Annotated in this window: 22 protein-coding genes and 2 pseudogenes; 15 read left to right on the top strand and 9 right to left on the bottom strand. The window is 61.7% G+C overall.

Annotated features, from left to right (window positions below; all coding sequences use genetic code 11):
• The first annotated feature begins 153 nt into the window (after positions 1-153).
• Positions 154-1,041: a LysR family transcriptional regulator gene (locus ACZ899_RS19405; RefSeq protein WP_234560792.1), complete on the top strand. Its 888-nt coding sequence runs from the start codon at positions 154-156 to the stop codon at positions 1,039-1,041.
• Here the strand turns inward: ACZ899_RS19405 and ACZ899_RS19410 are convergent.
• Genes ACZ899_RS19410 through ACZ899_RS19420 form a run of 3 tightly spaced genes read right to left on the bottom strand, consistent with a single transcriptional unit; the run spans position 1,030 to position 4,048 of the window.
• Positions 1,030-1,848: a sulfite exporter TauE/SafE family protein gene (locus ACZ899_RS19410; RefSeq protein ID WP_234560793.1), complete on the bottom strand. Its 819-nt coding sequence runs from the start codon at positions 1,846-1,848 to the stop codon at positions 1,030-1,032. The genes ACZ899_RS19405 and ACZ899_RS19410 overlap by 12 nt on opposite strands.
• Positions 1,845-3,122, bottom strand: a complete 1,278-nt coding sequence (locus ACZ899_RS19415) for an NAD(P)/FAD-dependent oxidoreductase (RefSeq protein ID WP_234560794.1) — start codon at positions 3,120-3,122, stop codon at positions 1,845-1,847. Before ACZ899_RS19415 ends, ACZ899_RS19410 begins: the two co-directional genes overlap by 4 nt.
• Positions 3,123-3,163: 41 nt before the next feature.
• On the bottom strand, positions 3,164-4,048 hold the full coding sequence (locus ACZ899_RS19420; RefSeq protein WP_234560795.1) for an MBL fold metallo-hydrolase: 885 nt from the start codon (positions 4,046-4,048) through the stop codon (positions 3,164-3,166).
• A gap of 247 nt (positions 4,049-4,295) precedes the next feature.
• Between ACZ899_RS19420 and ACZ899_RS19425 the strand changes: the two genes are divergently transcribed.
• On the top strand, positions 4,296-5,594 hold the full coding sequence (locus ACZ899_RS19425) for a sigma-54 interaction domain-containing protein (RefSeq protein WP_234560796.1): 1,299 nt from the start codon (positions 4,296-4,298) through the stop codon (positions 5,592-5,594).
• A 45-nt stretch (positions 5,595-5,639) separates the two neighbouring features.
• Here the strand turns inward: ACZ899_RS19425 and ACZ899_RS19430 are convergent, their stop codons facing one another.
• Together ACZ899_RS19430 and ACZ899_RS19435 are read right to left on the bottom strand one after the other, a co-directional pair.
• Entirely contained in the window at positions 5,640-6,629 is a 990-nt protein-coding gene (locus ACZ899_RS19430) for a threo-3-hydroxy-L-aspartate ammonia-lyase (protein ID WP_203649241.1), read from the bottom strand.
• Between the two features lie 89 nt (positions 6,630-6,718).
• Entirely contained in the window at positions 6,719-6,931 is a 213-nt protein-coding gene (locus ACZ899_RS19435; protein WP_232855501.1) for a hypothetical protein, read from the bottom strand.
• On the opposite strand from ACZ899_RS19435, the pseudogene ACZ899_RS19440 reads away from it, so the two are divergent.
• Together ACZ899_RS19440 and ACZ899_RS19445 are read left to right on the top strand one after the other, a co-directional pair.
• Positions 6,887-7,105 (top strand): annotated as a pseudogene (locus ACZ899_RS19440) (2Fe-2S iron-sulfur cluster-binding protein); the annotation flags it as partial. The gene ACZ899_RS19435 and the pseudogene ACZ899_RS19440 overlap by 45 nt on opposite strands.
• Positions 7,106-7,207: 102 nt before the next feature.
• Positions 7,208-7,843, top strand: a complete 636-nt coding sequence (locus tag ACZ899_RS19445) for a LysE family translocator (protein WP_232855435.1) — start codon at positions 7,208-7,210, stop codon at positions 7,841-7,843.
• Between the two features lie 80 nt (positions 7,844-7,923).
• Here the strand turns inward: ACZ899_RS19445 and gyrB are convergent, their stop codons facing one another.
• From gyrB to dnaA, 4 genes are read right to left on the bottom strand one after another with little or no spacing between them, the layout of a single operon-like run.
• Complete coding sequence (gyrB, locus tag ACZ899_RS19450) at positions 7,924-10,344, bottom strand: DNA topoisomerase (ATP-hydrolyzing) subunit B (RefSeq protein ID WP_232855434.1); 2,421 nt, start codon at positions 10,342-10,344, stop codon at positions 7,924-7,926.
• A 4-nt stretch (positions 10,345-10,348) separates the two neighbouring features.
• A complete protein-coding gene (gene recF, locus ACZ899_RS19455) occupies positions 10,349-11,452 on the bottom strand; it encodes a DNA replication/repair protein RecF (protein WP_028690032.1) in 1,104 nt (367 codons plus the stop codon).
• A gap of 15 nt (positions 11,453-11,467) precedes the next feature.
• Positions 11,468-12,571: a DNA polymerase III subunit beta gene (gene dnaN, locus ACZ899_RS19460; RefSeq protein ID WP_234560797.1), complete on the bottom strand. Its 1,104-nt coding sequence runs from the start codon at positions 12,569-12,571 to the stop codon at positions 11,468-11,470.
• Between the two features lie 40 nt (positions 12,572-12,611).
• Positions 12,612-14,138 carry a chromosomal replication initiator protein DnaA gene (gene dnaA, locus ACZ899_RS19465; protein ID WP_232855433.1) on the bottom strand — a complete coding sequence of 509 codons (1,527 nt, stop codon included), beginning with the start codon at positions 14,136-14,138 and terminating at the stop codon, positions 12,612-12,614.
• 580 nt (positions 14,139-14,718) lie between these two features.
• On the opposite strand from dnaA, the gene rpmH reads away from it, so the two are divergent.
• The 11 genes and pseudogenes from rpmH (at position 14,719) to atpB (ending at position 24,890) form a co-directional block, all read left to right on the top strand.
• Positions 14,719-14,853 (top strand): 50S ribosomal protein L34, encoded by a 135-nt coding sequence (gene rpmH / locus ACZ899_RS19470; protein WP_003253163.1) that lies wholly within the window; start codon positions 14,719-14,721, stop codon positions 14,851-14,853.
• Between the two features lie 13 nt (positions 14,854-14,866).
• Positions 14,867-15,268 carry a ribonuclease P protein component gene (gene rnpA / locus ACZ899_RS19475; protein WP_234560813.1) on the top strand — a complete coding sequence of 134 codons (402 nt, stop codon included), beginning with the start codon at positions 14,867-14,869 and terminating at the stop codon, positions 15,266-15,268.
• Positions 15,261-15,506: a membrane protein insertion efficiency factor YidD gene (gene yidD, locus ACZ899_RS19480; protein ID WP_011536514.1), complete on the top strand. Its 246-nt coding sequence runs from the start codon at positions 15,261-15,263 to the stop codon at positions 15,504-15,506. The genes rnpA and yidD overlap by 8 nt, the downstream gene beginning before the upstream one ends.
• A 2-nt stretch (positions 15,507-15,508) precedes the next feature.
• Positions 15,509-17,191, top strand: coding sequence for a membrane protein insertase YidC (yidC, locus tag ACZ899_RS19485; protein ID WP_050707603.1), 1,683 nt, complete (start codon positions 15,509-15,511; stop codon positions 17,189-17,191).
• Between the two features lie 87 nt (positions 17,192-17,278).
• Positions 17,279-18,649, top strand: a complete 1,371-nt coding sequence (gene mnmE / locus ACZ899_RS19490; protein WP_234560798.1) for a tRNA uridine-5-carboxymethylaminomethyl(34) synthesis GTPase MnmE — start codon at positions 17,279-17,281, stop codon at positions 18,647-18,649.
• Between the two features lie 565 nt (positions 18,650-19,214).
• Positions 19,215-21,108 (top strand): annotated as a pseudogene (gene mnmG, locus ACZ899_RS19495) (tRNA uridine-5-carboxymethylaminomethyl(34) synthesis enzyme MnmG).
• Complete coding sequence (gene rsmG / locus ACZ899_RS19500; RefSeq protein ID WP_234560799.1) at positions 21,105-21,755, top strand: 16S rRNA (guanine(527)-N(7))-methyltransferase RsmG; 651 nt, start codon at positions 21,105-21,107, stop codon at positions 21,753-21,755. Before mnmG ends, rsmG begins: the two are co-directional and overlap by 4 nt.
• An 18-nt stretch (positions 21,756-21,773) precedes the next feature.
• On the top strand, positions 21,774-22,565 hold the full coding sequence (locus tag ACZ899_RS19505) for a ParA family protein (protein ID WP_011536509.1): 792 nt from the start codon (positions 21,774-21,776) through the stop codon (positions 22,563-22,565).
• A gap of 9 nt (positions 22,566-22,574) precedes the next feature.
• Positions 22,575-23,447, top strand: a complete 873-nt coding sequence (locus tag ACZ899_RS19510) for a ParB/RepB/Spo0J family partition protein (protein WP_110736140.1) — start codon at positions 22,575-22,577, stop codon at positions 23,445-23,447.
• 149 nt (positions 23,448-23,596) lie between these two features.
• On the top strand, positions 23,597-24,004 hold the full coding sequence (locus ACZ899_RS19515) for a F0F1 ATP synthase subunit I (RefSeq protein WP_008092225.1): 408 nt from the start codon (positions 23,597-23,599) through the stop codon (positions 24,002-24,004).
• A 16-nt stretch (positions 24,005-24,020) separates the two neighbouring features.
• Positions 24,021-24,890, top strand: coding sequence for a F0F1 ATP synthase subunit A (gene atpB / locus ACZ899_RS19520; RefSeq protein ID WP_046857652.1), 870 nt, complete (start codon positions 24,021-24,023; stop codon positions 24,888-24,890).
• Positions 24,891-24,914 lie beyond the last annotated feature (24 nt).

Consider the following 24,914-nt stretch of genomic DNA (forward strand, 5'->3'; position numbering starts at 1 on the left):
TTATTCTTGTCCCGATCCATCTTATTGATTAATTTCGCCGAGGAAACACGAGATTTCGCGCAGCCGTTGTGCGTTTTAGCACAGCGACTATCTGATTGTGGGAGCGGGCTTGCCCCGCGATGGCTTCAACAGCCAGCACATCCAAGGACGCCCATGTTCGACTGGAACGATCTGCGGTTTTTCCTCGAGTTGCAGCGCAGCGGCCGCCTGCTTACCGCCGCCAAGCGCCTCAACACCACCCACAGCACCGTGGCCCGGCATATCGAGAGCATCGAAAAGCACCTGGGCACCGCGCTGTTCGTCCAGCACGCCCAAGGCTACGAACTCACACCCTCCGGCCAGGCCCTGCTCAAGCACGCCGAAGCCATGGAGAACGTTGCCCTGCTGGCGCAGGAAGAAATCACCCAGGCCATCACGCCACTGGGCAAGATCCGCCTGGGGGTGACCGAAGGCATCGGCATCATGTTCTTCACCCCGCGCATGAAGGCCTTGTTCCAGCGCTACCCGGGGCTCGAAGTGGAGCTGGTGGCGGTGCCGCGGTTCGTCAGCATCCTCAACCGCGAAGCCGAGATCAGCATTCACCTGGAACGCCCCAACGCCGACCTGCTGATCACCCGCAAGCTCACCGACTACCGCCTTGCCCTGTACGCCAGCCAGGATTACCTGGACCGCGCACCAGCGCTGCACAGCCGCGAAGACCTGGCTCGGCACAGCTGGATCGGCTATGTCGACGACCTGCTGTTCAGTCAGGAGCTGCTGTTCCTCAACAGCTTCTGCCGGGCGCCCAACGTGGTGTTCCGCAGCACCAGCGTGATCGCCCAGCAGCATGCTGCCCAGGCCGGTCTGGGCATCGCCGTGCTGCCCAACTACATGGCCCGCCACGATCCGAAGCTGGTGCGCGTGCTGCCCAGCGAGACCATCCAGCGCAGCTACTGGATCTGCACCCGCCGCGAGCTGCACAAGTCTGTACGCCTGCGGGTGGTGTGGGACTACCTGCTGGCGCTGTGCGCCGCCGAGCAGGACGAGTTGCTAGCCGAGTAGCGCCTTACCGGCCAACAGTACCGCAGCGCCACAGCCCACCACGGCGAACAGCTGCTGCAGGCGCGGGCCGGCCAGCTTGCTCGCCAACGGCCGCGCCAGCAGCAGGCCCAGCACCGCCCCCACGGCGAACGGCGCCCCGACCCACCAGTGCATCACCCCCGCCACGCTGGCGCTGACCACGCTGCCGGTGGACACCAGGGCGATCACCGCCAGCGAGGTGGCGACGATGCTTTTCATGTTCAGGTTGGTATAGCGGTTCAGTGCCGGGATGATCACGAAACCACCACCGACGCCCAACAGGCCTGATAGCAACCCAGACAGCATCCCAGTGAACGCCAGTGCCCGGGCGCAGGGCAGGGTCCAGCGCAAGCGCCCCTGCAGCGGGTTGAGCACGCAGGGCATGATCTCCCGCTCCCCACAGGGCGACTCACCACGCAGTTCACGCGCCGCCTTGCGCCAGATCCGCAGGCAGGCATACACCAGCACCCCGGCGAACACCAAGGCCAACGGCGTGTTGGGCAAACGATGGGCGAGCATCAGGCCGAACGGCGCACAGGCAATCCCGATCACCGCGATGAACACGGCCGCCCGGTAGCGCACCAGCCCCTGACGCAAGCCGAGTACCGCACCGACCGACGCCGCCAGCCCCACGGCCAGCAGGCCGATCGGCGCCGCCTCGACCATGCTCAGACCCAGTCCGAACACCAGCAGCGGCACCGCCAGGATGCCACCGCCGGCGCCGGTCAGGGCCAGCACCGCGCCAATGATCGCGCCGAGCCCTGCGCCCAGCAGTTGGTGTTCGATCACTGCTGCGCCTCGACCACCAGAGGTTGCGGCCGGGCCAGCCATTCGCGGCCCTTGAGCATGGCCTTCCAGTACAGCGGCGGCAGGATCTGCGCCTTGAGCAACCAGGCCAGACGGGTTGGCTTGCGGCCATCGAGCAGCCAGCGCGGGAAGCTCGGCGCCACCTTGCCGCCATAGGTGAACTCGGCCAGGACGATCTTGCCGCGCTCGACCGTCAAAGGACAGGAGCCGTAGCCATCGTACTGGGCCAGGGTCGACAGGCGACCGAGTGCCACCAGCACATTGTTGGCCACCACCGGCGCCTGCTTGCGGGCGGCGGCGGCGGTCTTGGCGTTGCTGGTATTGACCACGTCACCCAGCGCGTGGACATTGCCGAACTGGCGATGACGCAGGGTATGCGGGTCGACATCCACCCAGCCCGCCGCATCGGCCAGCGGGCTCTGGCGGATGAAGTCAGGCGCCACCTGGGGCGGCACCACATGCAGCATGTCGAAGGCCTCGACCCGGGTTTCTGTGCTGCCGTCGGGGAGGGTGCGGATGAACGTGGCGCGCTTGTTCTGACCATCCACCGCCGTCAGGCGATGCTGATAGTTCAGGTCCACGCCGTACTTGTCGATGTAGCTCATCAGCGCCGGCACATAGTCCGGTACACCGAACAGCACCGCCCCGGCATTGAAGAAGCTGGCCCTGACATTGCCCAGGTGCCCATTGCGCAACCAGTGATCGCAGGACAGGTACAGCGCCTTCTGCGGCGCACCGGCGCATTTGATCGGCATCGGCGGCTGGGTGAAGAGGGCGCGCCCCTGCTTGAGGTTCTGCACCAGTTGCCAGGTGTAGGGGGCCAGGTCGTAGCGGTAGTTGGAGGTGACGCCGTTGCGTCCGAGGGTCTCGCTCAAACCCTCGATGGCGTTCCAGTCGAGTTTCAATCCCGAGCAGACCACCAGTTGCTCATAGCTGACCGCACGCCCGTCCTCGAGCACCACCAACTGCCCCTGAGGGTCGAAGCCCTCCACCCGTGCCTTGATCCAGCGCACGCCACGGGGCAGGGTGGCCGCCATGGTCTGGGCGGTACTCGGCGCCTTGAACACACCGGCGCCGACCATGGTCCAGCCGGGCTGGTAATAGTGCACGTCGGCGGGGTCGATCAGGGCAATATCCAGCGACGGATCACGGGCGATGAGGCTGGAGGCGGTGGCGATACCGGCGGCACCGGCGCCGACGATCACCACCTTGTGGTGGTCGGCACGGGAGGAATCGGCAGGGGACAGGGCAGGCATGGCGGTGTTCCTTGGAAATCTCGTTATGGGTACGGCGCGGCTTACAGCTTGTTCAGCGGGATCTTCAGGTAGCTCACACCGTTGGCTTCAGGTTCGGGGAATTGCCCGCTGCGCATGTTGATCTGCACCGACGGCAGGATCAGCACGGGCATGTCGAGAGTCTTGTCACGGGCTTCGCGCATCTCGACGAAGCTCTCTTCACTGACACCTTCGTGGATATGAATGTTGTCGGCGCGTTGCTCGGCCACGGTGGTGACGTAACACAACTCACGACCACCGGGCAGGTAGTCATGGCACATGAACAGCCGGGTCTGGTCGGGGAAGGCCAGCAAGCGACGGATCGACCGGTACAGGGTCTTCGCGCTGGCGCCCGGAAAATCGCAACGGGCGGTGCCATAGTCGGGGGTGAACAAGGTGTCGCCGACGAACACTGCGGTCTCGCCCGCGTCCTCGACCATGTAACTCATGCACGCCGGAGTATGCCCTGGGGTGTGCAGGGCACGGGCATGCAGGTTGCCGATGCGAAATCCCTCTTCATCTTCGAACAGGACATCGAACTGGCTGCCGTCACGGGCAAAACCCGGCTCGGCGTTGAACAGGGTGCCGAAGACTTTCTGCACCTGGGTGATCTGCGCACCGATCGCGATGGTGCCGCCAAGCTGCTCCTTGAGGTAGGCCGCGGCGGACAGATGGTCGGCGTGCACATGAGTATCCAGGATCCATTGCACCTTGGCGTCCAGCGCCTTGACGCGAGCAATCAGCTTGTCCGCCGAATCGGTGCAGGTGCGCCCTGACTTGGGGTCATAGTCCAGCACGCTGTCGATCAGCGCGCATTGGCGCGTCTCGCCATCCATGACCAGGTAGCTGATGGTCCAGGTCGCCTTGTCGAAGAATTCTTCAACGTGAAGGTTGTTGCCGATGATCATTGCACTCTCCAGTTATCCACCGGGCCTCCTTGAAGGCATAGGCAGTGAAGGGTGCTTTATCAAGATACATGCCAGCCTTTCAGATAGGACGCCGTCCCCTTGCAGGAGCGGCCTCGTGCCGCGATGGGCTGCGCAGCCCCCCCATTCCAGCCAGCCAAAGGTGACAGTTCCTGGCAGTCGACTGTCAGCCGATGGCAGTGTTTGGCAGTCCTTGCTACCCTCGCCAGGTCCTCCACCTGGTGCTGTCATGCTAGCCGCTTCCCATCCCGCGATCCTCGCGCTGGTGTCCTACCTCGAACACGATGTGCTGCCCAGCATCGTGCTGGACACCGACTACAACATCCTGGCTGCCAACGCGGCGTACCGTCGCCAGTTCGGCAACGAGGAGCACGCGCCGATCGGCGAAAAATGCCACCGGGTCTCGCACCACTATGCCGTGCCCTGCGACCAGGCCGGGGAGCATTGCCCGCTGCGCAAGTCGCTGGACAGCAAGATGCCCGAGCGCGTGCTGCACATCCATCACACCCCGCGAGGGCCGGAGCATGTGGATGTGGAACTGCGCCCGATCCTCGATGACGAGGGCAGGGTGGTGGCCTTCGTCGAACGCCTGACCAGCGTCACCCTGGCATCGGCACAACCTCAACAACAAGGGTTGGTTGGCCGGGCGCCAGCCTTCAAGACCGCAGTGGCCAGTTTGCAACGTGCAGCCCCCGCGCAGATTCCGGTGTTGCTCCAGGGCGAGTCGGGCACGGGCAAGGAGCTGTTCGCCCGCGCCTTGCACCTGGGCAGCCCCCGAGCCAATGGCCCCCTGGTGGTGGTGGACTGCACCGGGCTGACCGAGTCGTTGTTCGAGAGTGAACTGTTCGGCTATGAGAAGGGCGCCTTCACTGGAGCGACTCAACGCAAGATCGGCCTGGCCGAAGCCGCTCACGGTGGCACCCTGTTCCTCGATGAGATCGGTGAAGTACCGCTGGCGATGCAGGTGAAACTGCTGCGCCTGATCGAGTCCGGCAGCTTCCGCCCGGTCGGCAGCACGCGTACGGTCCATTCGGATTTTCGCCTGGTCTCGGCCACGCACAAGCCATTGAAAGAGATGGCTGCCGAGGGGACGTTCCGCGAAGACCTGTATTACCGCATCAGCGGATTCCCGATTCGCCTGCCATCACTGCGTGAGCGAGTCGAGGATTTGCCGTTGCTCTGTGAGAGTCTGCTGCAACGCATGGCCGGCAAGCACTCGCCCAAGGTTACCGCCGAAACACTCTCGTGCCTCAACCTGCATACCTTCCCAGGCAACATTCGTGAGCTCAGGAACATCCTGGAACGGGCCAGGCTGTTTGCCGATGACGGTTTCATTCGTCCGGAACATCTGCCCGAAGACATCCATCCGATGTCAGATCAGGGCCACTTGCGCAGTCGGGGGCGCAAAGAAATGGCCGACCTGGCGCACGCCCTGGAAACCTTCAAAGGATCACGCAACGAACTGGCAGCACATCTGGGCATGAGTGAACGCACGCTGTATCGGCGACTCAAAACCCTCGGGCTGTAAATGTTCCACGTGAAACATCCCGAGGATTTGAGTCGTTACCTGCTGTCAGCGGGTCGCGGCGCCCTCGGCTTCGAGTAGCAAACGCGCATAGTGCTGCAGGTCGACGTTACCGCCGGTGAGGATGACCCCGACTCGCTTGCCCCGCAGCCGTTCGCGCAGCTTCACTACCGCTGCTGCCGCCAGGCAGCCGGTGGGCTCGACCAACAGGTTCATGCGCTCAGCCAGAAAACCCATGGCCTGCAGCAACTCCGCGTCCGATACCGTGACCATGTCGCTCACCAGCTGCTGGATCAATGGAAAGGTGATCGTCCCCAGCGACTGCGACTGCGCGCCGTCGGCCAGGGTCGCTGGCGTGTCGATGCTCACCAGTTTGCCGGTGCGGAAGGACTGCTGACCGTCGTTGCCGGCCTCGGGTTCGACCCCGATCACTTCGCAGTCGGGGCTGCGTAAATGCGCCGCCAGGGCACAGCCGGAAATCAGCCCACCGCCGCCCACCGGTACCAGCAATACGTCCAGCGGGCCAGTCTCCTCGAACAGCTCGAGCGCCGCGGTGCCTTGCCCGGCGATCACATCCGGGTGATCGAACGGAGGGATCAGCGTGTAACCGTGATCCAACTGCAATTGACGGGCGATGGCGAGACGGTCTTCGCGGTAGCGGTCATAGGCGACCACAGTGGCACCGTAGCCTTCGGTGGCTGCCCGTTTTGCCGCAGGGGCGTCGGCGGGCATCACGATCACCGCCGGCATACCCAGCTCCCGGGCGGCGAGGGCGACGCCCTGGGCGTGGTTGCCAGACGAATAAGCGACCACTCCGCGTTGCCGGCTGGCCGGATCGAGCCGCATCAGCGCATTGAGCGCGCCACGAATCTTGAAGGCGCCCATGCGCTGAAACTGTTCGCACTTGAAGAAGACCTGCGCATCAACCCGGGCGTCGAGGGTGGAGGAGGTGAACACAGGAGTACGGTGGACATGGCCTTGCAGGCGATCGGCTGCGGCTTGCACGTCCTGGACTGTAGGTAGCGATTGTTCGGTCATGGCGATTCCTTGGCACGAAGACACGCACGGCAGCCAGATTAGCTGCCGTGCGCGTGTTTTACGAGAGGCTGTGCCTCGCGTCTCGCTGATCAGTGGGTCGAAGCCGCCACCAACTGGTTGAGGTGACTGACACCGCCCATCAGGGTGCCGCCCCGGGTTTCAAAACCGACCATCCCTTTCCAGCCGGTGTACTGCATCGCGTCGACCAATGCCGGGAAATTGAGGGTGCCGCGGCCCAGCGCGCTGGCGAGTTTCGACCCGGGCGCGGCAGCCTGATCGACACGCTGCTCGACGCAGGTCATCTGGTCTCGTTCAGCTGCCGGGAAGGGGTGTGCGGCTCGTGCGAAACCACTGTGCTGGAAGGCACGCCCGACCACCGCGACTTCGTGCTCAGCCCTCACGAGCAGGAAGCAGGGAAGACGATGATGATCTGCGTGTCGGGTTGCAAGTCGCCTCGCCTGGTGCTGGACCTGTAAAGACCGCCGGTAATCGCAAGCGGTGCCGGCCATTCATGAGCAGGGCAACTATCTGTTACAGTCCGTCGAATCTATGTGGTGTTCCCCAGGAGATGTACAAGGATGTCGCTTCACGAATGGTTCGGTTTTGTCGTCGTCGCCATGCTGGTTACCCTGACCCCAGGTCCCGGGGTCATCATGGCGCTGTCCAACTCGGTGGCCTACGGACCGCGACGGGCGATGCTCGGCTCGATCGGCAACGCCTTCGGCTTGCTGGCAATCTCGGCCGCCACCAGTGCCGGGTTGGGGGTGGTGCTACAGGCGTCCGCCACCGCCTTACTTCTACTCAAGGTGCTCGGCGCGAGCTACCTGATCTACCTGGGCGTCAAGCAGTGGAGGAGCCGCACCAGCGCCTTCGACAAACTCGACCAGCCGGCCGGGCGCGCCTCCACCAATAACAGGCTGATGCTCAACGGCGTGACGGTGGCGCTGACCAACCCCAAGGCGATCCTGTTCTTCGCAGCGTTCCTGCCGCAGTTCATCCGTCCGGGCAGTGATTCGACCGTGCAGTTGGGCATTCTCGTGCTGACCTTCGCGGCCTGCTCGATCGTCTCCCACGCCTTCTATGTGACCCTGGCCCAGGTGCTGCGTCGCAAGCTCGCCTCGCCGAACCGTGCGCGGTTGATGAACCGGCTGTTCGGCGCCTCGTTCGTGGCGCTGGGAGCGAGCCTGTTCACCGTTCAGGCGAAAGTTGCCTGAATATCAGTCATACCTGCTGATTCAAAAAAAAGCCAATACTCGCGTATTGGCTTTTTTCTTTTGCGTGTCCGACCGAAAGATCAGAAGTCCAGGTTGGACACCGACAGCGCGTTGCTTTCAATGAAGTCGCGACGCGGTTCGACCGCATCACCCATCAGGGTGTTGAACAGCTGATCGGCGGCGATGGCGTCCTCGATGGTCACCTTGAGCATGCGGCGCACGGTCGGATCCATGGTGGTTTCCCACAGCTGGTCCGGGTTCATCTCACCCAGCCCTTTGTATCGCTGGATGGTATGGCGCTTGGTGCTTTCGTTCATCAGCCAGTCGAGGGCTTCCTTGAACTCGGTAACTGCCTTGCGACGTTCGCCACGCTGAACATAGGCGCCGTCGCCCAGCAAGGTACCCAGCTTTTCACCCAGGGCAACGACAGTCTTGTAGTCATTGCTGCCGAAGAAGTCACGGTTGAAGGTGACATAGCTGGCCAAACCATGGGATGTCGTTTCAACGACAGGCAGCCAGAGGTTGCGCTCCTTGTCCTCATGCAAGTCGGCTTTATAAACCAGACCGGAGCGCTGGCTGTTATCCAGGCGCTGCTGGAACGCCTTCAGCCAATCGTCCATCTGCGCCTTGTTGGCCAGTTGCTCGAGAGAAACCTTATTCAGGTAGATGAAGTGCTCGGTCAGCTCTTCCGGGTACAGACGCGACAGACGCTTCAACGTCTTCATCACACCGCGGAATTCATTTACCAGGGCTTGCAGCTGAACACCGGAGACGGCTGGCGCAGCTTCGTCCAGGTGCAGGCTGGCATCCTCAAGGGCCGACTGGGTCATGTATTCTTCCATGGCCTCGTCGTCCTTGATGTACTGCTCCTGCTTGCCTTTCTTCACCTTGTACAGCGGTGGCTGGGCGATATAGATGTAGCCACGCTCGACCAGCTCCGGCAATTGACGGAAGAAGAAGGTCAGCAGCAGGGTACGGATGTGCGAACCGTCGACGTCAGCATCGGTCATGATGATGATGTTGTGATAACGCAGCTTGTCGATGTTGTACTCTTCGCGGCCGATGCCACAACCCAGTGCGGTGATCAGCGTGCCGACCTCCTGGGAAGAGATCATCTTGTCGAAGCGCGCTTTCTCGACGTTGAGGATCTTGCCCTTGAGCGGCAGGATCGCCTGGGTGCGACGGTTACGGCCTTGCTTGGCCGAACCACCTGCGGAGTCACCCTCCACCAGGTACAGTTCGGAAAGGGCAGGGTCCTTCTCCTGGCAGTCGGCCAGTTTGCCCGGCAGGCCAGCGATGTCCAGCGCGCCTTTGCGGCGAGTCATCTCACGGGCCTTACGCGCCGCTTCACGGGCACGGGCAGCGTCGATCATCTTGCCGACCACCGCCTTGGCTTCGTTGGGGTTCTCCAACAGGAAGTCGGCGAAGTACTTGTTCATCTCCTGTTCCACGGCGGTCTTCACCTCCGAGGAAACCAGCTTGTCCTTGGTCTGCGAGCTGAACTTCGGATCCGGCACCTTGACCGAGATGATCGCGGTCAGACCTTCACGGGCGTCGTCACCGGTGGTGGCGACCTTGTTCTTCTTCGCCAGACCTTCCTGCTCGATGTAGCTGTTCAGGCTACGGGTCAGCGAGGAACGGAAACCGACCAGGTGGGTACCACCATCGCGCTGGGGAATGTTGTTGGTGAAGCACAGCAGGTTTTCGTTGAAGCTGTCGTTCCACTGCAGGGCGACTTCGACACCCACGCCATCGTCACGCTGGACGTTGAAGTGGAAGACCTGGGAATTGACCGGGGTCTTGTTGGTGTTCAGGTATTCAACGAATGCGCGCAGGCCGCCTTCGTACTTGAAGAACTCTTCCTTGCCGCTGCGCTCGTCCTTCAGCAGGATGCCAACACCCGAGTTCAGGAACGACAGCTCGCGGATACGCTTGGCGAGAATGTCCCAGCTGAAGTGGATGTTCTTGAAGGTTTCAGCCGAGGGCTTGAAGTGGATGTGGGTACCGGTGGTTTCGCTTTCACCGACGACCGCCATGGGTGCCTGTGGCACACCATGGACGTAGGTCTGTTCCCAGATCTTGCCGCTACGACGAACGGTGAGCACCAGTTGCTCGGACAGGGCGTTCACCACCGAAACACCTACGCCGTGCAGACCGCCGGATACCTTGTAGGAGTTGTCGTCGAACTTACCGCCGGCGTGCAGGACGGTCATGATGACCTCGGCTGCGGAAACGCCTTCTTCTTTATGCACGTCGACTGGAATGCCACGGCCGTTGTCACGGACGCTGATGGATTCGTCCGGGTGAATGATGACGGTGATGTCATCGCAGTGACCGGCCAGGGCTTCGTCGATCGAGTTGTCGACCACCTCGAACACCATGTGGTGCAGGCCGCTGCCGTCATCGGTGTCGCCAATGTACATGCCGGGACGCTTGCGTACGGCATCCAGCCCTTTCAGCACCTTGATGCTGGAGGAGTCGTACGTTTGATTTTCGCTCATGCCTTCACTCCCGATGGTCGTGGGTCTGGGTGATACGGCCTTGTTCCACGTGGAACAAGGCGACTGGCGTTTCCGTCTGCCAGCCTTCCCTCAGAAATTCGTGGTCTACACAGGTGATGAACACCTGGCAGTTCAATTCTTCAAGCAAGCGGCACAGGGCGCGGCGGTGCTGCTCGTCCAACTCGGACGGCAGGTCATCCACCAGATAAATACACTGACCGCGACGAACCTGGCTGACCAGATGTCCCTGGGCAATGCGCAGGGCACAGACCACCAGCTTCTGCTGCCCGCGCGAGAGGATGTCGGCCGCGTTGTTCGCGCCCAATCGCAGGCGCAGATCAGCACGCTGTGGCCCGGCCTGGGTATGGCCCATCTGCTGATCGCGAAGGAGAGAGGTTGCGAGGACTTCGTTGAGTTCCCGGTCCTTGTCCCAGCCTCGGTAGTAGCTCAGGGTCAGCCCGTCCAGTTCGACCAGCTCGCTCAGGGTACGCTCGAAGACAGGCTTCAAGGCCTTGATGTAGTTGCGACGGTATTCATCTATTTCCGCACTGGCGAGACATAACTCCCGATCCCAGGCGGCTTGCGAAACGGCATCAAGTGTACCATGCCGCAGCCATGAGTTCCGCTGCCGCAAGGCCTTCTGCAGGCGCTGCCAGGTCGCCATGAAGCGAGGTTCCACGTGGAACACGCCCCAGTCGAGAAACTGCCGGCGCACCTTGGGCGCACCTTCAAGCAGGCGGAAACTGTCCGGGTTGATCAGTTGCAGGGGCAACATCTCGGCCAGTTGCGCGGCACTGCGCGCATTCTGGCCGTCGATACGGATGGTGAAATCACCCTGCCGCTCCCGTGAAACACCCAGGTTGCTGGTACCACCTTCGGCCAGTTCGACCTGACCGAATACGGTACAGGTCGGCTGCTCGTACTGAATCACCGGGTTCAACCGGGTGCTGCGGAACGAGCGGGCGAGCCCCAGCAGGTGCACGGCTTCGAGCACGCTGGTCTTGCCACTGCCGTTGGCGCCGTAAAGGATGTTGATGCGGGGGGAGGGTGAGAGGGTCACCGGGTGCAGGTTGCGCACCGCGGTGACCGAGAGACGTCGAAGGGACATGTCGCCTGCTATGGCTTACAGACGCATCGGCATGACAACGTAGGACGAGTCGTCATTGCCGGCTTCCTGCAGCAAGGCGCTGCTGTTGGAGTCGGACAGAATCAGGCGAACCTGTTCAGTGGTCATGACACCCAGCACGTCCAGCAGGTAGCTGACGTTGAAACCGATCTCCAACGAGCTGCCGTTATAGTCGACGCTGATCTCTTCTTCCGCTTCTTCCTGCTCCGGGTTGTTGGCCTGGATCTTCAGCTGGCCGGCGGCCAGTTGCAGACGGATGCCGCGGTACTTCTCGTTGGACAGGATCGCGGTACGGCTGAACGCCTCGCGCAGCGCCTGGCGGTCACCGATCACCAGCTTGTCGCCGCCCTTGGGCAGGACGCGCTCATAGTCCGGGAACTTGCCGTCAACCAACTTGGAGGTGAAGGTGAACTCACCAGTGGTGGCACGGATGTGATGCTGGCCCAGGACGATGCTGACCATGCCTTCCGGATCGGTGAGCAGGCGCGCCAGCTCGAGGATACCCTTGCGTGGCACGATGACCTGATGGCGTTCAGCCTGGCCGATCGCCGCCTGCATGGCGCACAGCGCCAGACGGTGGCCATCGGTGGCGACGGCGCGCAGGGTGTCGGTGGACACTTCCAGCAGCATGCCGTTGAGGTAGTAGCGCACATCCTGCTGGGCCATGGCGAAGCTGGTGCGCTCGATCAGGCGGCGCAGCTTGCTCTGTTCCAGGTTGCAGGTCAGCGAACCCGGGCCTTCTTCCACGGTCGGGAAGTCATTGGCCGGCAGGGTGGACAGGGTGAAACGGCTGCGGCCAGCCTTGACCAGCAGCTTCTGCTCGTCGACCTTGATGTCGATCAGCACATCGCTGGGCAGGCTCTTGCAGATGTCCATCAGCTTGCGCGCCGGAACAGTGATCTCGCCCGGCTCCGCAGGCTCTTCCAGCTGGACGCGGCCAACCAGTTCGACTTCCAGGTCGGTACCGGTCAACGACAGCTGCTGGCCTTGCACGACCAGCAGGACGTTGGACAGGACCGGCAAGGTCTGGCGGCGCTCGACGACGCCTGCGACCAGTTGCAGGGGTTTCAACAGGGCTTCGCGTTGAATGGTGAAATGCATGGTCTAGTCCCTTGCCTTCAATTAGCTGCGCAGACGGCCATCAGGTCGTCAGCGTGCGCAGCAGGTTCTTGTAGTCCTCGCGGATGTCCGCGTCGGATTCCTTCAATTCGTTGATCTTGCGGCAGGCGTGCAGCACGGTGGTGTGGTCGCGGCCGCCGAACATGTCACCGATCTCCGGCAGACTGTGGTTGGTCAGCTCTTTCGACAACGCCATGGCCACCTGACGTGGTCGCGCAACGGAGCGCGACCGCCGTTTGGACAGCAGATCGGAGATCTTGATCTTGTAGTACTCGGCCACGGTGCGCTGGATGTTATCCACACTGACCAGCTTGTCCTGCAGCGCCAAAAGATCCTTGAGCGATTCACGGATCAGCTCGATGGTGATGTCGCGGCCCATGAAGTGCGAGTGGGCAATCACCCGCTTCAGGGCGCCTTCGAGCTCACGCACGTTGGAGCGGATACGCTGGGCGATGAAGAACGCGGCATCGTGCGGCAGCTCGACCTTGGCCTGGTCGGCCTTCTTCATCAGGATCGCCACGCGGGTTTCCAGCTCCGGCGGCTCGACGGCCACCGTCAGGCCCCAGCCGAAGCGGGACTTCAGGCGCTCTTCCAGGCCTTCGATCTCCTTCGGGTAGCGGTCGCTGGTGAGGATCACCTGCTGGCCGCCCTCGAGCAGGGCGTTGAAGGTGTGGAAAAACTCTTCCTGGGAACGCTCCTTGCGGGCGAAGAACTGGATGTCATCGATGAGCAACGCATCGACCGAACGGTAGAAGCGTTTGAATTCGTTGATCGCGTTCAGCTGCAGCGCCTTGACCATGTCGGCGACGAAACGCTCCGAATGCAGGTAGACCACCTTGGCGTTCGGGTTCTTCTTCAGCAGGTGGTTACCCACAGCGTGCATCAAGTGCGTCTTACCCAGACCAACGCCACCATAAAGGAACAGTGGGTTGTAGCCGTGCTTGGGGTTGTCGGCAACCTGCCAGGCTGCGGCCCGGGCCAGCTGGTTCGACTTGCCTTCGACGAAGGTTTCGAAAGTGAAGGTGCGGTTCAGGTAGCTGGTGTGCTTCAGGGCACCCTCGACCTGCACCGTACGCTGTTCGGTACGCCCACTGGCAACCGGAGCGGTCGCGATCTCGGCCATGCTGTCGAAGCTGTCGCGCGAAGAAGGTTCTTCGACTTCGGCAACCTGCGTCGGCTCCACCACAGGTGCACTGACAGGCTCGAGCACCGGCGCTGCCTGCTGCACCTGCGCCTGTTGCGCAAGGGTTGCCGCGACGGCGGCACTGACAGGGGCGTTGGGAGCAGCACGGGCTGCGGAGCTGCGACGGCTGCCTATTAATAAGGAAAGAGCGGGAGCGATACCGCTGCCCTGTTCACCCAGCAGTTCTAGCAGGCGGCCAAGGTACTTTTCATTGACCCAGTCGAGCACGAAGCGGTTGGGCGCATAGACGCGCAACTCGTCGCCTTCGGCTTCGACCTGTAGCGGGCGGATCCAGGTGTTGAATTGCTGGGCAGGCAGCTCATCGCGCAGAAGCTCCACGCACTGCTGCCAAAGTTCCACTGACACGGATATCCCCTGAGTTGAAAGCCGGATGAGGCAAAAACAAACCGCCATTGTACCGGGCGGGCGGTCAGTTATCCACACGTGACGCCACCCACTATCAGGGTAAATCCGCCAAAAAACGACTCGAACACCACTCATCCACTGTTGATAAGCCCTGTGGATAACAGCGCCTGTGGGCTATGCACAACCCTGGGTTCTGATCTGTGGATAAATCAGCTGTGGATAAACACCCTTTTCCCCCACAGGTTTTCCTCACCCCAGGCACAGACAGAACACCCCTTACCGACAAGGTTATGGTTTTCTGTACAGCCCGCAGTTAAAGGGCTCAAATAGGTTATCCACAGAAGGTTATCCACCTAAGATCTATAAGTTCTTCAGAAAAGCTTTTTATATGCCTCTTCTGTTTTTTTGATTTGCCGCTTTCAGGTCAGCCAGGTCGAGGTAGCACCCGTCGACCTGCCTCGACCTTCCATAAGGAAAGGCTGGTTGGAAATTGACCTATCGCCTTGCTTTCTCTAGAATCGCCGATCTCTTAAAAAGGGGGCCCTTCCGGCCCGTTGTCGACCAACCCAGGTAACACGCCATGAAACGTACTTTCCAACCAAGCACCATCAAGCGCGCCCGCACCCACGGTTTCCGTGCCCGTATGGCTACCAAGAACGGCCGTGCCGTTCTGTCGCGTCGCCGTGCCAAAGGCCGTAAGCGTCTGGCCATTTGATTTTTCGGTACAGGTGGTGAGTCAGGACTTCAGTCGGGACAAGCGACTGCTTACACCCCGGCACTTCAAAGCGGTCTTCGACTCCCCAACCGGCAAGGTTCCAGGGAAAAACCTGCTTATCCTTGCCCGCGAGAACGGCCTCGATCATCCACGCCTCGGCCTGGTAATCGGCAAGAAGAGCGTCAAGCTCGCCGTTCAACGCAATCGCCTGAAACGCCTGATGCGCGATTCGTTCCGCCTGAACCAGCAAATGCTGGCAGGGCTGGATATCGTGATCGTTGCACGCAAGGGGTTGGGCGAAGTGGAAAACCCAGAATTGCACCAACACTTTGGCAAGCTCTGGAAGCGACTGGTCCGCAGTCGGCCCTCTCCAGCGGTCGCCGATTCCGCAGGGGTAGACAGTCACGATGCGTAAACTGGCCCTCGTTCCGATCCAGTTCTACCGTTATGCCATCAGTCCACTGATGGCCAGTCACTGTCGTTTCTATCCCAGCTGTTCCTGTTACGCCTATGAAGCCATCGAAAACCATGGCCTCTTGCGTGGTGGGTGGCTGGCCGTTCGTCGCCTGGGGCGTTGTCATCCGTGGAACGACGGCGGTTTCGATCCCGTTCCACCTGCTCCTTCCTCCCGAACTTCTTCGATAGCCGAGTAATCATGGATATTAAACGCACGATCCTGATCGTCGCCCTGGCAATCGTGTCCTATGTCATGGTCCTCAAGTGGAACCAGGACTATGGCCAGGCTGCCCTGCCGACTCAGAATGCTGCTGCCAGCAATGCTGCCCCGGCCCTGCCGGACACCGTGCCGGCCGGCAACTCCGGTGCAAGCGCCGATGTGCCGAGCGCCAATGCTGAATCCAGCCCTGCTGAACTGGCGCCGGTCGCGGTCAGCAAGGACCTGATCCGGATCAAGACCGATGTCCTGGACCTGGCTATCGACCCGGTCGGTGGTGACATCGTCCAGCTGAACCTGCCGAAGTACCCACGTCGCCAGGACCATCCGGACATTCCGTTCCAGCTGTTCGACAATGGCAGCGAGCGCGTGTACCTGGCCCAGAGCGGCCTGACCGGCACCAACGGCCCGGACGCCCGCTCCACGGGTCGCCCGCTGTACGCCGCCGAACAGAAGAGCTTCCAGCTTGCCGACGGTCAGGACCAACTGTCCGTCGACCTGAAGTTCAGCGAGAACGGCGTCAACTACATCAAGCGCTTCAGCTTCAAGCGCGGTGAGTACGACCTGACCGTCAGCTACCTGATCGACAACCAGAGCGGCCAGGCCTGGAGCGGCAACATGTTTGCCCAGCTCAAGCGCGACGCCAGCTCCGATCCGTCGTCGAGCACTGCCACCGGTACGGCCACCTACCTGGGCGCCGCCCTGTGGACAGCTTCCGAGCCGTACAAGAAAGTGTCGATGAAAGACATCGACAAGGGCAATTTGAAAGAAAATGTGACCGGCGGCTGGGTCGCCTGGCTGCAGCACTACTTCGTGACCGCCTGGATCCCGAGCAAGTCGGACAACAACGCCGTCCAGACCCGCAAGGACAGCCAGGGCAACTACATCATCGGCTTCACCGGCCCTGCGCTTGACGTCCCTGCCGGCGGTAAGGTCGAAACCAGCGCGATGCTGTATGCCGGTCCCAAGATCCAGTCCAAGCTCAAGGAACTGTCCCCAGGCCTGGAACTGACCGTCGACTACGGCTTCCTGTGGTTCATCGCCCAGCCGATCTTCTGGCTGCTGCAACATATCCACAGCCTGCTCGGCAACTGGGGCTGGTCGATCATTGTCCTGACCATGCTGATCAAAGGCCTGTTCTTCCCGCTGTCGGCCGCCAGCTACCGCTCGATGGCGCGCATGCGTGCCGTGGCGCCGAAACTGGCCCAGCTCAAGGAACGCTTCGGTGACGATCGCCAGAAGATGTCCCAGGCGATGATGGAGCTGTACAAGAAAGAGAAGATCAACCCGCTGGGCGGCTGCCTGCCGATCCTGGTACAGATGCCGGTGTTCCTGGCCCTGTACTGGGTACTGCTGGAAAGCGTAGAGATGCGCCAGGCACCGTGGATGCTGTGGATCACCGACCTGTCGATCAAGGATCCGTTCTTCATCCTGCCGATCATCATGGGCGCCACCATGTTCATCCAGCAGCGTCTGAACCCGACCCCGCCGGATCCGATGCAGGCCAAGGTGATGAAAATGATGCCGATCATCTTCACCTTCTTCTTCCTGTGGTTCCCGGCCGGTCTGGTGCTGTACTGGGTTGTGAACAACTGCCTGTCGATCGCACAGCAGTGGTACATCACCCGCAGCATCGAGGCAGCGACCAAGAAAGCTGCCGCTTGACGGGCAAGCCTGTTTGCCTGTGAATAAAAACGCCCCCTAGTGGGGCGTTTTTGCTATCTGACGAATTCGTTGTAGAGGCTTTCGAGCATGAACACTGTGCGTGAAACCATTGCCGCCATCGCTACCGCCCAGGGCCGCGGTGGGGTCGGCATCGTCCGCTTGTCCGGGCCGCTGGCCAGCCAGGCCGGGCAGGCCGTCACCGGCCGCGCGCTGACCCCGCGCCATGCCCACTACGGCCCGTTCCGCGATGCCGATGGCCTGGTCCTGGACGAAGGCATCGCGCTGTTCTTCCCCGGGCCGAACTCGTTCACTGGCGAAGACGTGCTGGAGCTGCAGGGCCACGGGGGGCCGGTGGTCATGGACATGCTGCTGCAGCGTTGCCTGCAACTGGGCTGCCGGTTGGCACGCCCGGGCGAGTTCAGCGAGCGTGCGTTCCTCAACGACAAGCTCGACCTGGCCCAGGCCGAAGCCATCGCTGACCTGATCGAAGCCAGCTCCACGCAAGCTGCCCGTAATGCCCTGCGTTCGTTGCAAGGAGCGTTCTCCAAGCGCGTGCATGGGCTGACCGAAGCGCTGATTGCCTTGCGCATCTACGTCGAGGCCGCAATTGACTTCCCTGAGGAAGAAATCGACTTCCTCGCTGACGGCCATGTGTTGCGCATGCTCGATGACGTGCGCAGCGAGTTGTCCACAGTGCAGCGTGAGGCCGGGCAGGGTGCCCTGTTGCGTGACGGCATGACGGTGGTCATCGCCGGTCGGCCGAACGCCGGCAAATCGAGCCTGCTCAACCAGCTCGCCGGACGCGAGGCGGCGATCGTCACCGATATCGCCGGCACCACCCGGGACATCCTGCGCGAACATATCCACATCGATGGCATGCCGTTGCATGTGGTCGACACCGCCGGTCTGCGCGATACCGATGACCATGTGGAAAAGATCGGGGTGGAAAGGGCGCTCAAGGCCATAGGCGAGGCTGATCGGGTGCTGCTGGTCGTCGACTCGACCGCACCGGAAGCCAGTGATCCCTTTGCGCTGTGGCCGGAATTCCTGGATCAACGACCAGATGTGGCAAAGGTCACGCTCATCCGTAACAAGGCCGACTTGAGTGGTGAACGTGTCGGCATGGAGCAGAGTGACGATGGGCATGTAACCATTACCCTGAGTGCCCGCGAAGACGACATGGGGCTGGACCTGCTACGTGACCACCTCAAGGCCTGCATGGGGTATGAACAGACCGCGGAGAGCAGCTTCAGCGCCCGTCGCCGGCACCTGGAAGCGCTGCGCCAGGCCAGTGAGCACCTGGAGCATGGTCGTGCGCAGCTGACCCTGGCTGGCGCCGGAGAGCTGTTGGCGGAGGATCTGCGCCAGGCACAGCAGGCGCTGGGTGAAATCACCGGGGCGTTCAGTTCGGACGACCTGCTTGGCAGGATTTTCTCGAGCTTCTGCATCGGCAAATAGTCCACAGCCCTTCGATAACAAGGCCGCTCCTGTCTGGAGCGGCTTTTTTTTGCCTGTGATTCAGGTTTGTGGGAGCGGGCCTGACCCACGAACACCGGTGCAGCCGTTGCCAAATCTGTAAGCCTGCTTCGCGAGGCAAGCTCGCTCCCACGACGTCATCCACAGATTAAAGTCCTGACTCGGGAGCTCTGTGGAAAACTCGGCCTCAGCTCCGTTGATAACCGGGCTTTTTTTCTGAGGACAAACCGCCCTGTGGGTAACAGGCACATTCATCCACAGGTTAAACAGCGCTATCCAGAGCCCACAGGCCTGTTTCGACACAGGGTTTTGATTCTCTGTACATGCCGTATTCTGTGGCCTTGGAAGACTTATGCACAGACAGGATGGGCCCTAAACATAAACATAAAAACAAAGCTTTTTTAAATTTTTCCTCTTTGTTTTCTTTTGCCTGCCACTCATCCACAGCCTGCTCATTTTTTGCTCAGAAGGTTTCTTTGAAGGGCGGTAAGTCCCTATACTTGTCCGCTTACCTTCTCTATTCGCAAAAACAGGCACGAGGTGCGTGGTGGATTTCCCTTCCCGTTTTGAAGTGATCGTCATCGGCGGCGGCCATGCCGGTACCGAGGCTGCGCTTGCGTCCGCACGCATGGGTGTGAAAACCCTGCTGCTGACCCACAACGTGGAAACCCTCGGTCACATGAGTTGCAACCCGGCCATCGGCGGCATCGGCAAGAGCCACCTGGTCAAGGAAATCGATGCGCTCGGCGGCGCCATGGCGCTGGCCACCGATAAGAGCGGCATCCAGTTCCGCATCCTGAACAACCGCAAGGGCCCGGCCGTACGCGCCACCCGTGCGCAGGCCGACCGCGCCATCTACAAGGCGGTGGTGCGCGAAATCCTGGAAAACCAGCCGAACCTGTGGATATTCCAGCAGTCCTGCGATGACCTGATCGTCGAGCAGGACCAGGTCAAGGGCGTGGTCACGCAAATGGGCCTGCGCTTCTTCGCCGACTCCGTGGTCCTGACTAGCGGCACCTTCCTCGGCGGACTTATCCACATTGGTCTGCAGAACTACTCCGGTGGTCGCGCCGGCGATCCACCCGCCAACGCCCTGGCCCAGCGCATGCGTGAACTGCCGCTGCGCGTCGGCCGGCTGAAGACCGGCACGCCGCCGCGCATCGATGGCCGTTCCGTGGACTTTTCGGTGATGACAGAACAACCGGGCGACACGCCGATCCCGGTGATGTCGTTCATGGGCAATGCCGAAATGCATCCGCGCCAGGTGAGCTGCTGGATTACCCACACCAACGCCCGCACCCACGAGATCATCGCCTCGAACCTCGACCGTTCGCCGATGTACTCCGGCGTGATCGAAGGCATCGGCCCGCGCTACTGCCCGTCGATCGAGGACAAGATCCATCGCTTCGCCGACAAGGAAAGCCACCAGGTGTTCATCGAGCCGGAAGGCCTGACCACCCACGAGCTGTACCCCAACGGTATTTCCACTTCGCTGCCGTTCGACGTGCAGCTGGAGATCGTCCGCTCGATCCGCGGCATGGAAAACGCCCACATCGTCCGTCCGGGCTATGCCATCGAGTACGACTACTTCGACCCGCGCGACCTGAAGTACAGCCTCGAGACCAAGGTCATCGGCGGCCTGTTCTTCGCCGGCCAGATCAACGGCACCACCGGTTACGAAGAGGCCGGCGCCCAGGGCCTGCTGGCCGGGACCAACGCCGCGCTGCGTGCCCAGGGCCGTGAAACGCTGGTGCCCGCGCCGCGACGAGGCCTACATCGGCGTGCTGGTCGACGACCTGATCACCCTGGGGACCCAGGAGCCGTACCGCATGTTCACGTCACGTGCCGAGTACCGGTTGATCCTGCGCGAAGACAACGCCGACCTGCGCCTGACCGAGAAAGGCCGCGAACTGGGTCTGGTCGACGACCAGCGCTGGGCTGCGTTCTGCGCCAAGCGCGAAGGCATCGAGCGTGAAGAACAGCGCCTGAAGAGCACCTGGGTTCGTCCGGGTACGCCGCAGGGCCAAGCTGTTGTGGATAAGTTCGGCACGCCGCTGGCCCATGAATACAGCCTGCTCAACCTGCTCGCCCGTCCGGAAGTCGACTACGCTGGCTTGATCGAGGCGACCGGCGGTGAAGTGATCGATCCACAGGTTGCCGAGCAGGTCGAGATCAAGACCAAGTACGCCGGCTACATCGACCGCCAACAGGACGAGATCGCCCGGCTGCGCGCCAGCGAAGACACGCGCCTGCCTGTGGATATCGACTACACCACGATTTCCGGCCTGTCCAAGGAGATCCAGGGCAAGCTCGGGCAGACCCGCCCGGAGACCCTGGGCCAGGCTTCGCGCATTCCGGGTGTCACCCCGGCGGCGATTTCCCTGTTGCTGATTCACTTGAAAAAACGCGGCGCAGGCCGCGAATTGGAGCAAAGCGCTTGAGTTCCCCGGTCACCCCGCAACACGCCGAAGAGTTGTCCACAGGTGCGCGCCAGCTTGGTGTCGAGCTGAGCGCGCAGCAGCATGAGTTGCTGCTGGGCTACCTGGCCCTGTTGATCAAATGGAACAAGGCCTACAACCTGACCGCGGTGCGCGACCCGGACGAGATGGTCTCGCGCCACCTGCTCGACAGCCTGAGTGTCATGCCGTTTATCCACAATGACACCCAGCGCTGGCTGGATGTCGGCAGCGGCGGCGGCATGCCGGGCATTCCGCTGGCCATCCTGCATCCGCACAAACAGGTGACGGTGCTGGACAGCAACGGCAAGAAGACCCGTTTCCTCACCCAGGTGAAGATGGAACTGAAACTGGACAACCTCACGGTTATCCACAGCCGGGTGGAAGAGGTCCAGCCCGGGCAGCCGTTCTGCGGGATCGTTTCCCGAGCGTTCAGCAGCATGGAGAATTTCACCAACTGGACCCGCCACCTGGGTGACGCCCGCACGCAATGGCTTGCAATGAAGGGGCTGCATCCTGCCGACGAACTGGTAGCATTGCCCGCAGACTTCACAGTGGAAAGCGAGCAGGCCCTGACCGTTCCAGGTTGCCAGGGCCAGCGCCATCTGCTGATACTGCGCCGCAAGGCATGACTGGGAACACACGCAACAATGGCTAAGGTATTCGCAATCGCGAACCAGAAGGGTGGTGTGGGCAAGACCACCACCTGCATCAATCTCGCCGCATCGCTGGCCGCGACCAAGCGTCGCGTGCTGCTGATCGACCTCGATCCACAGGGCAACGCCACCATGGGCAGCGGTGTGGATAAACACGAGCTCGAGCACTCGGTGTACGACCTGCTGATCGGGGAATGCGACCTGGCCCAGGCCATGCACTACTCCGAGCACGGCGGTTACCAGCTGTTGCCGGCCAACCGCGACCTGACCGCCGCCGAGGTGGTCCTGCTGGAAATGCAGATGAAGGAGAGCCGCCTGCGCAACGCGCTGGCGCCGATCCGTGAGAACTACGACTACATCCTCATCGACTGCCCACCGTCGCTGTCGATGCTGACGCTCAACGCCCTGGTCGCCTCCGATGGCGTGATCATCCCCATGCAGTGCGAGTACTACGCGCTGGAAGGTCTCAGCGACCTTGTGGATAACATCAAGCGCATCGCTGCCCGGTTGAACCCGGAGCTGAAGATCGAAGGCCTGCTGCGGACCATGTACGACCCGCGCCTGAGCCTGAACAACGATGTATCGGCGCAGCTCAAGGAACACTTCGGCGACCAGCTGTACGACACGGTGATCCCGCGCAACATCCGCCTGGCCGAGGCGCCGAGCTTCGGCATGCCGGCCCTGGCCTACGACAAGCAATCCCGCGGCGCGCTCGCCTATCTGGCGCTGGCCGGGGAACTGGTTCGCCGTCAGCGCCGTCCATCACGCATTGCACAGACAACTTAAGGAATCCGCATGGCCATCAAGAAACGCGGTCTCGGACGTGGGTTGGATGCACTGCTCAGTGGTCCTTCCGTCAGCGCGCTCGAGGCGCAGGCTGTCAAGATCGACCAGAAGGAACTGCAACACCTGCCGGTCGAGCTGATCCAGCGCGGCAAGTACCAGCCGCGTCGCGACATGGATCCCGAGGCGCTGGAGGAACTGGCGCACTCGATCCGCACCCACGGCGTCATGCAACCGATCGTGGTGCGCCCGATCGGCGACAACCGCTACGAGATCATCGCCGGTGAGCGGCGCTGGCGCGCCACCCAGCAGGCTGGCCTGGACACCGTTCCGGCCATGGTCCGCGAAGTGCCCGACGAAGCCGCCATCGCCATGGCGCTGATCGAGAACATCCAGCGCGAGGACCTCAACCCGCTGGAAGAGGCGCTCGCCCTGCAGCGCCTGCAGCAGGAGTTCGAGCTGACCCAGCAGCAGGTGGCGGACGCCGTCGGCAAGTCGCGGGTAACCGTGGCCAACCTGCTGCGCCTGATCTCGCTGCCGGAGGCGATCAAGACCATGCTCGCCCACGGCGACCTGGAGATGGGCCATGCCCGCGCCTTGCTCGGCCTCGAGGAAGATCGCCAGGAAGAAGGGGCGCGTCATGTTGTCGCACGCGGGCTCACCGTGCGCCAGACCGAGGCACTGGTGCGCCAGTGGCTCAATGGCAAACCTGAGCCGGTCGAGGCGAGCAAACCTGATCCGGACATTGCCCGTCTCGAACAGCGTCTGGCAGAGCGCCTGGGCTCGGCGGTACAAATTCGCCATGGCAACAAGGGCAAAGGTCAGTTGGTTATTCGCTATAACTCCCTTGACGAGTTGCAGGGCGTGCTTGCTCACATCCGCTGAAACAATTCCTGTTGTAGCGCGCAGTCGGAAATCACTACCGAAGAGTTGAATAGGGGTTAATCCACCCCTATACTCTGCGCGCATTTTGTCGGCACAAATTATGCCAAGTCATTGCTGACTAGGCGGTCGACTTTAGAGGAGCAGTTGTGATGGAAATCCGCACGCCAAACCGCCTGCCTTTCCATCGCTGGGCGGTTTTTCCGGTACTGCTGGCTCAATTTGTCGTCCTGCTGCTGGCAACGCTGGTGTTGTGGCAGTGGAAAGGGGCGGTCAGTGGATATTCAGGCCTCTGCGGAGGGTTGATTGCCTGGCTGCCCAATGTGTATTTCGCCTGGAAGGCTTTTCGCTTCAGCGGAGCCCGGGCGGCGCAGGCCATCGTCAAGTCGTTCTACGCGGGCGAGGCAGGCAAGATGATTTTGACGGCAGTGCTGTTTGCACTGACCTTCGCAGGAGTGAAGCCATTGGCGCCGTTGGCAGTATTCGGCGTCTTCGTGCTGACCCTTTTGGTCAGCTGGTTCGCGCCCCTGCTGATGAATAAAAGACTTTCGAGACCTTAGGGCGTTTGAGGCAACCATGGCAGAAGAAACCGCTTCGGGTTATATCCAGCACCACTTGCAGAACCTGACCTACGGTCAACTACCAGACGGCAGCTGGGGCTTCGCCCATTCGGCTGCAGAAGCCAAGGCAATGGGCTTCTGGGCGTTCCACGTGGACACCCTGGGCTGGTCCGTCGCGCTGGGTCTGATCTTCCTGTTCATCTTCCGCATGGCGGCCAAGAAGGCGACTTCCGGCCAACCTGGCGGTCTGCAGAACTTCGTTGAAGTGCTGGTCGACTTCGTCAACGGCAGCGTGAAGGACTCCTTCCACGGCCGTAGCCCGGTGATCGCCCCGCTGGCACTGACCATTTTCGTCTGGGTGTTCATGATGAACGCCATCGACCTGGTGCCGGTCGACTGGATTCCGAAAGCGGCGGCCTGGATCTCCGGTGACCCGCACCTCGTCTTCCGTGCGGTGCCAACCACCGACCCGAACGCGACCCTGGCCATGGCCTTCTGCGTGTTCGCCCTGATCATCTTCTACAGCATCAAGGTCAAGGGCCTGGGTGGCTTCATCGGCGAGCTGACCCTGCACCCGTTCGGCAGCAAGAACATCTTCGTGCAGATCCTGCTGATCCCGGTCAACTTCCTGCTCGAGTTCGTCACCCTGATCGCCAAGCCGATCTCGCTGGCACTGCGTCTGTTCGGCAACATGTACGCCGGCGAGCTGGTGTTCATCCTGATCGCCGTGATGTTCGGCTCCGGCCTGCTGTGGCTGAGCGGCCTGGGTGTGGTGCTGCAGTGGGCGTGGGCTGTGTTCCACATCCTGATCATCACCCTGCAAGCTTTCATCTTCATGATGCTGACCATCGTCTACCTGTCGATGGCTCACGAAGATAACCATTAAGACCGCCTGGCGTGTCTGATAGCC

It is taken from the genome of Pseudomonas sp. TE31087 (assembly GCF_057284075.1).

What these genes read in the sequence shown, in the direction of transcription:
- yidC (WP_050707603.1), top strand. Translation starts at nt 15,509, where the DNA reads ATGGATATTAAACGCACGATCCTGATCGTCGCCCTGGCAATCGTGTCC.
- mnmE (WP_234560798.1), top strand. Translation starts at nt 17,279, where the DNA reads ATGAACACTGTGCGTGAAACCATTGCCGCCATCGCTACCGCCCAGGGC.
- recF (WP_028690032.1), bottom strand. Translation starts at nt 11,452, where the DNA reads ATGTCCCTTCGACGTCTCTCGGTCACCGCGGTGCGCAACCTGCACCCG.
- dnaN (WP_234560797.1), bottom strand. Translation starts at nt 12,571, where the DNA reads ATGCATTTCACCATTCAACGCGAAGCCCTGTTGAAACCCCTGCAACTG.
- ACZ899_RS19435 (WP_232855501.1), bottom strand. Translation starts at nt 6,931, where the DNA reads ATGACCTGCGTCGAGCAGCGTGTCGATCAGGCTGCCGCGCCCGGGTCG.
- rpmH (WP_003253163.1), top strand. Translation starts at nt 14,719, where the DNA reads ATGAAACGTACTTTCCAACCAAGCACCATCAAGCGCGCCCGCACCCAC.
- ACZ899_RS19420 (WP_234560795.1), bottom strand. Translation starts at nt 4,048, where the DNA reads ATGATCATCGGCAACAACCTTCACGTTGAAGAATTCTTCGACAAGGCG.
- ACZ899_RS19445 (WP_232855435.1), top strand. Translation starts at nt 7,208, where the DNA reads ATGTCGCTTCACGAATGGTTCGGTTTTGTCGTCGTCGCCATGCTGGTT.
- ACZ899_RS19515 (WP_008092225.1), top strand. Translation starts at nt 23,597, where the DNA reads ATGGAAATCCGCACGCCAAACCGCCTGCCTTTCCATCGCTGGGCGGTT.
- ACZ899_RS19510 (WP_110736140.1), top strand. Translation starts at nt 22,575, where the DNA reads ATGGCCATCAAGAAACGCGGTCTCGGACGTGGGTTGGATGCACTGCTC.
- ACZ899_RS19505 (WP_011536509.1), top strand. Translation starts at nt 21,774, where the DNA reads ATGGCTAAGGTATTCGCAATCGCGAACCAGAAGGGTGGTGTGGGCAAG.
- gyrB (WP_232855434.1), bottom strand. Translation starts at nt 10,344, where the DNA reads ATGAGCGAAAATCAAACGTACGACTCCTCCAGCATCAAGGTGCTGAAA.
- ACZ899_RS19425 (WP_234560796.1), top strand. Translation starts at nt 4,296, where the DNA reads ATGCTAGCCGCTTCCCATCCCGCGATCCTCGCGCTGGTGTCCTACCTC.
- atpB (WP_046857652.1), top strand. Translation starts at nt 24,021, where the DNA reads ATGGCAGAAGAAACCGCTTCGGGTTATATCCAGCACCACTTGCAGAAC.
- ACZ899_RS19430 (WP_203649241.1), bottom strand. Translation starts at nt 6,629, where the DNA reads ATGACCGAACAATCGCTACCTACAGTCCAGGACGTGCAAGCCGCAGCC.
- ACZ899_RS19405 (WP_234560792.1), top strand. Translation starts at nt 154, where the DNA reads ATGTTCGACTGGAACGATCTGCGGTTTTTCCTCGAGTTGCAGCGCAGC.
- ACZ899_RS19415 (WP_234560794.1), bottom strand. Translation starts at nt 3,122, where the DNA reads ATGCCTGCCCTGTCCCCTGCCGATTCCTCCCGTGCCGACCACCACAAG.
- yidD (WP_011536514.1), top strand. Translation starts at nt 15,261, where the DNA reads ATGCGTAAACTGGCCCTCGTTCCGATCCAGTTCTACCGTTATGCCATC.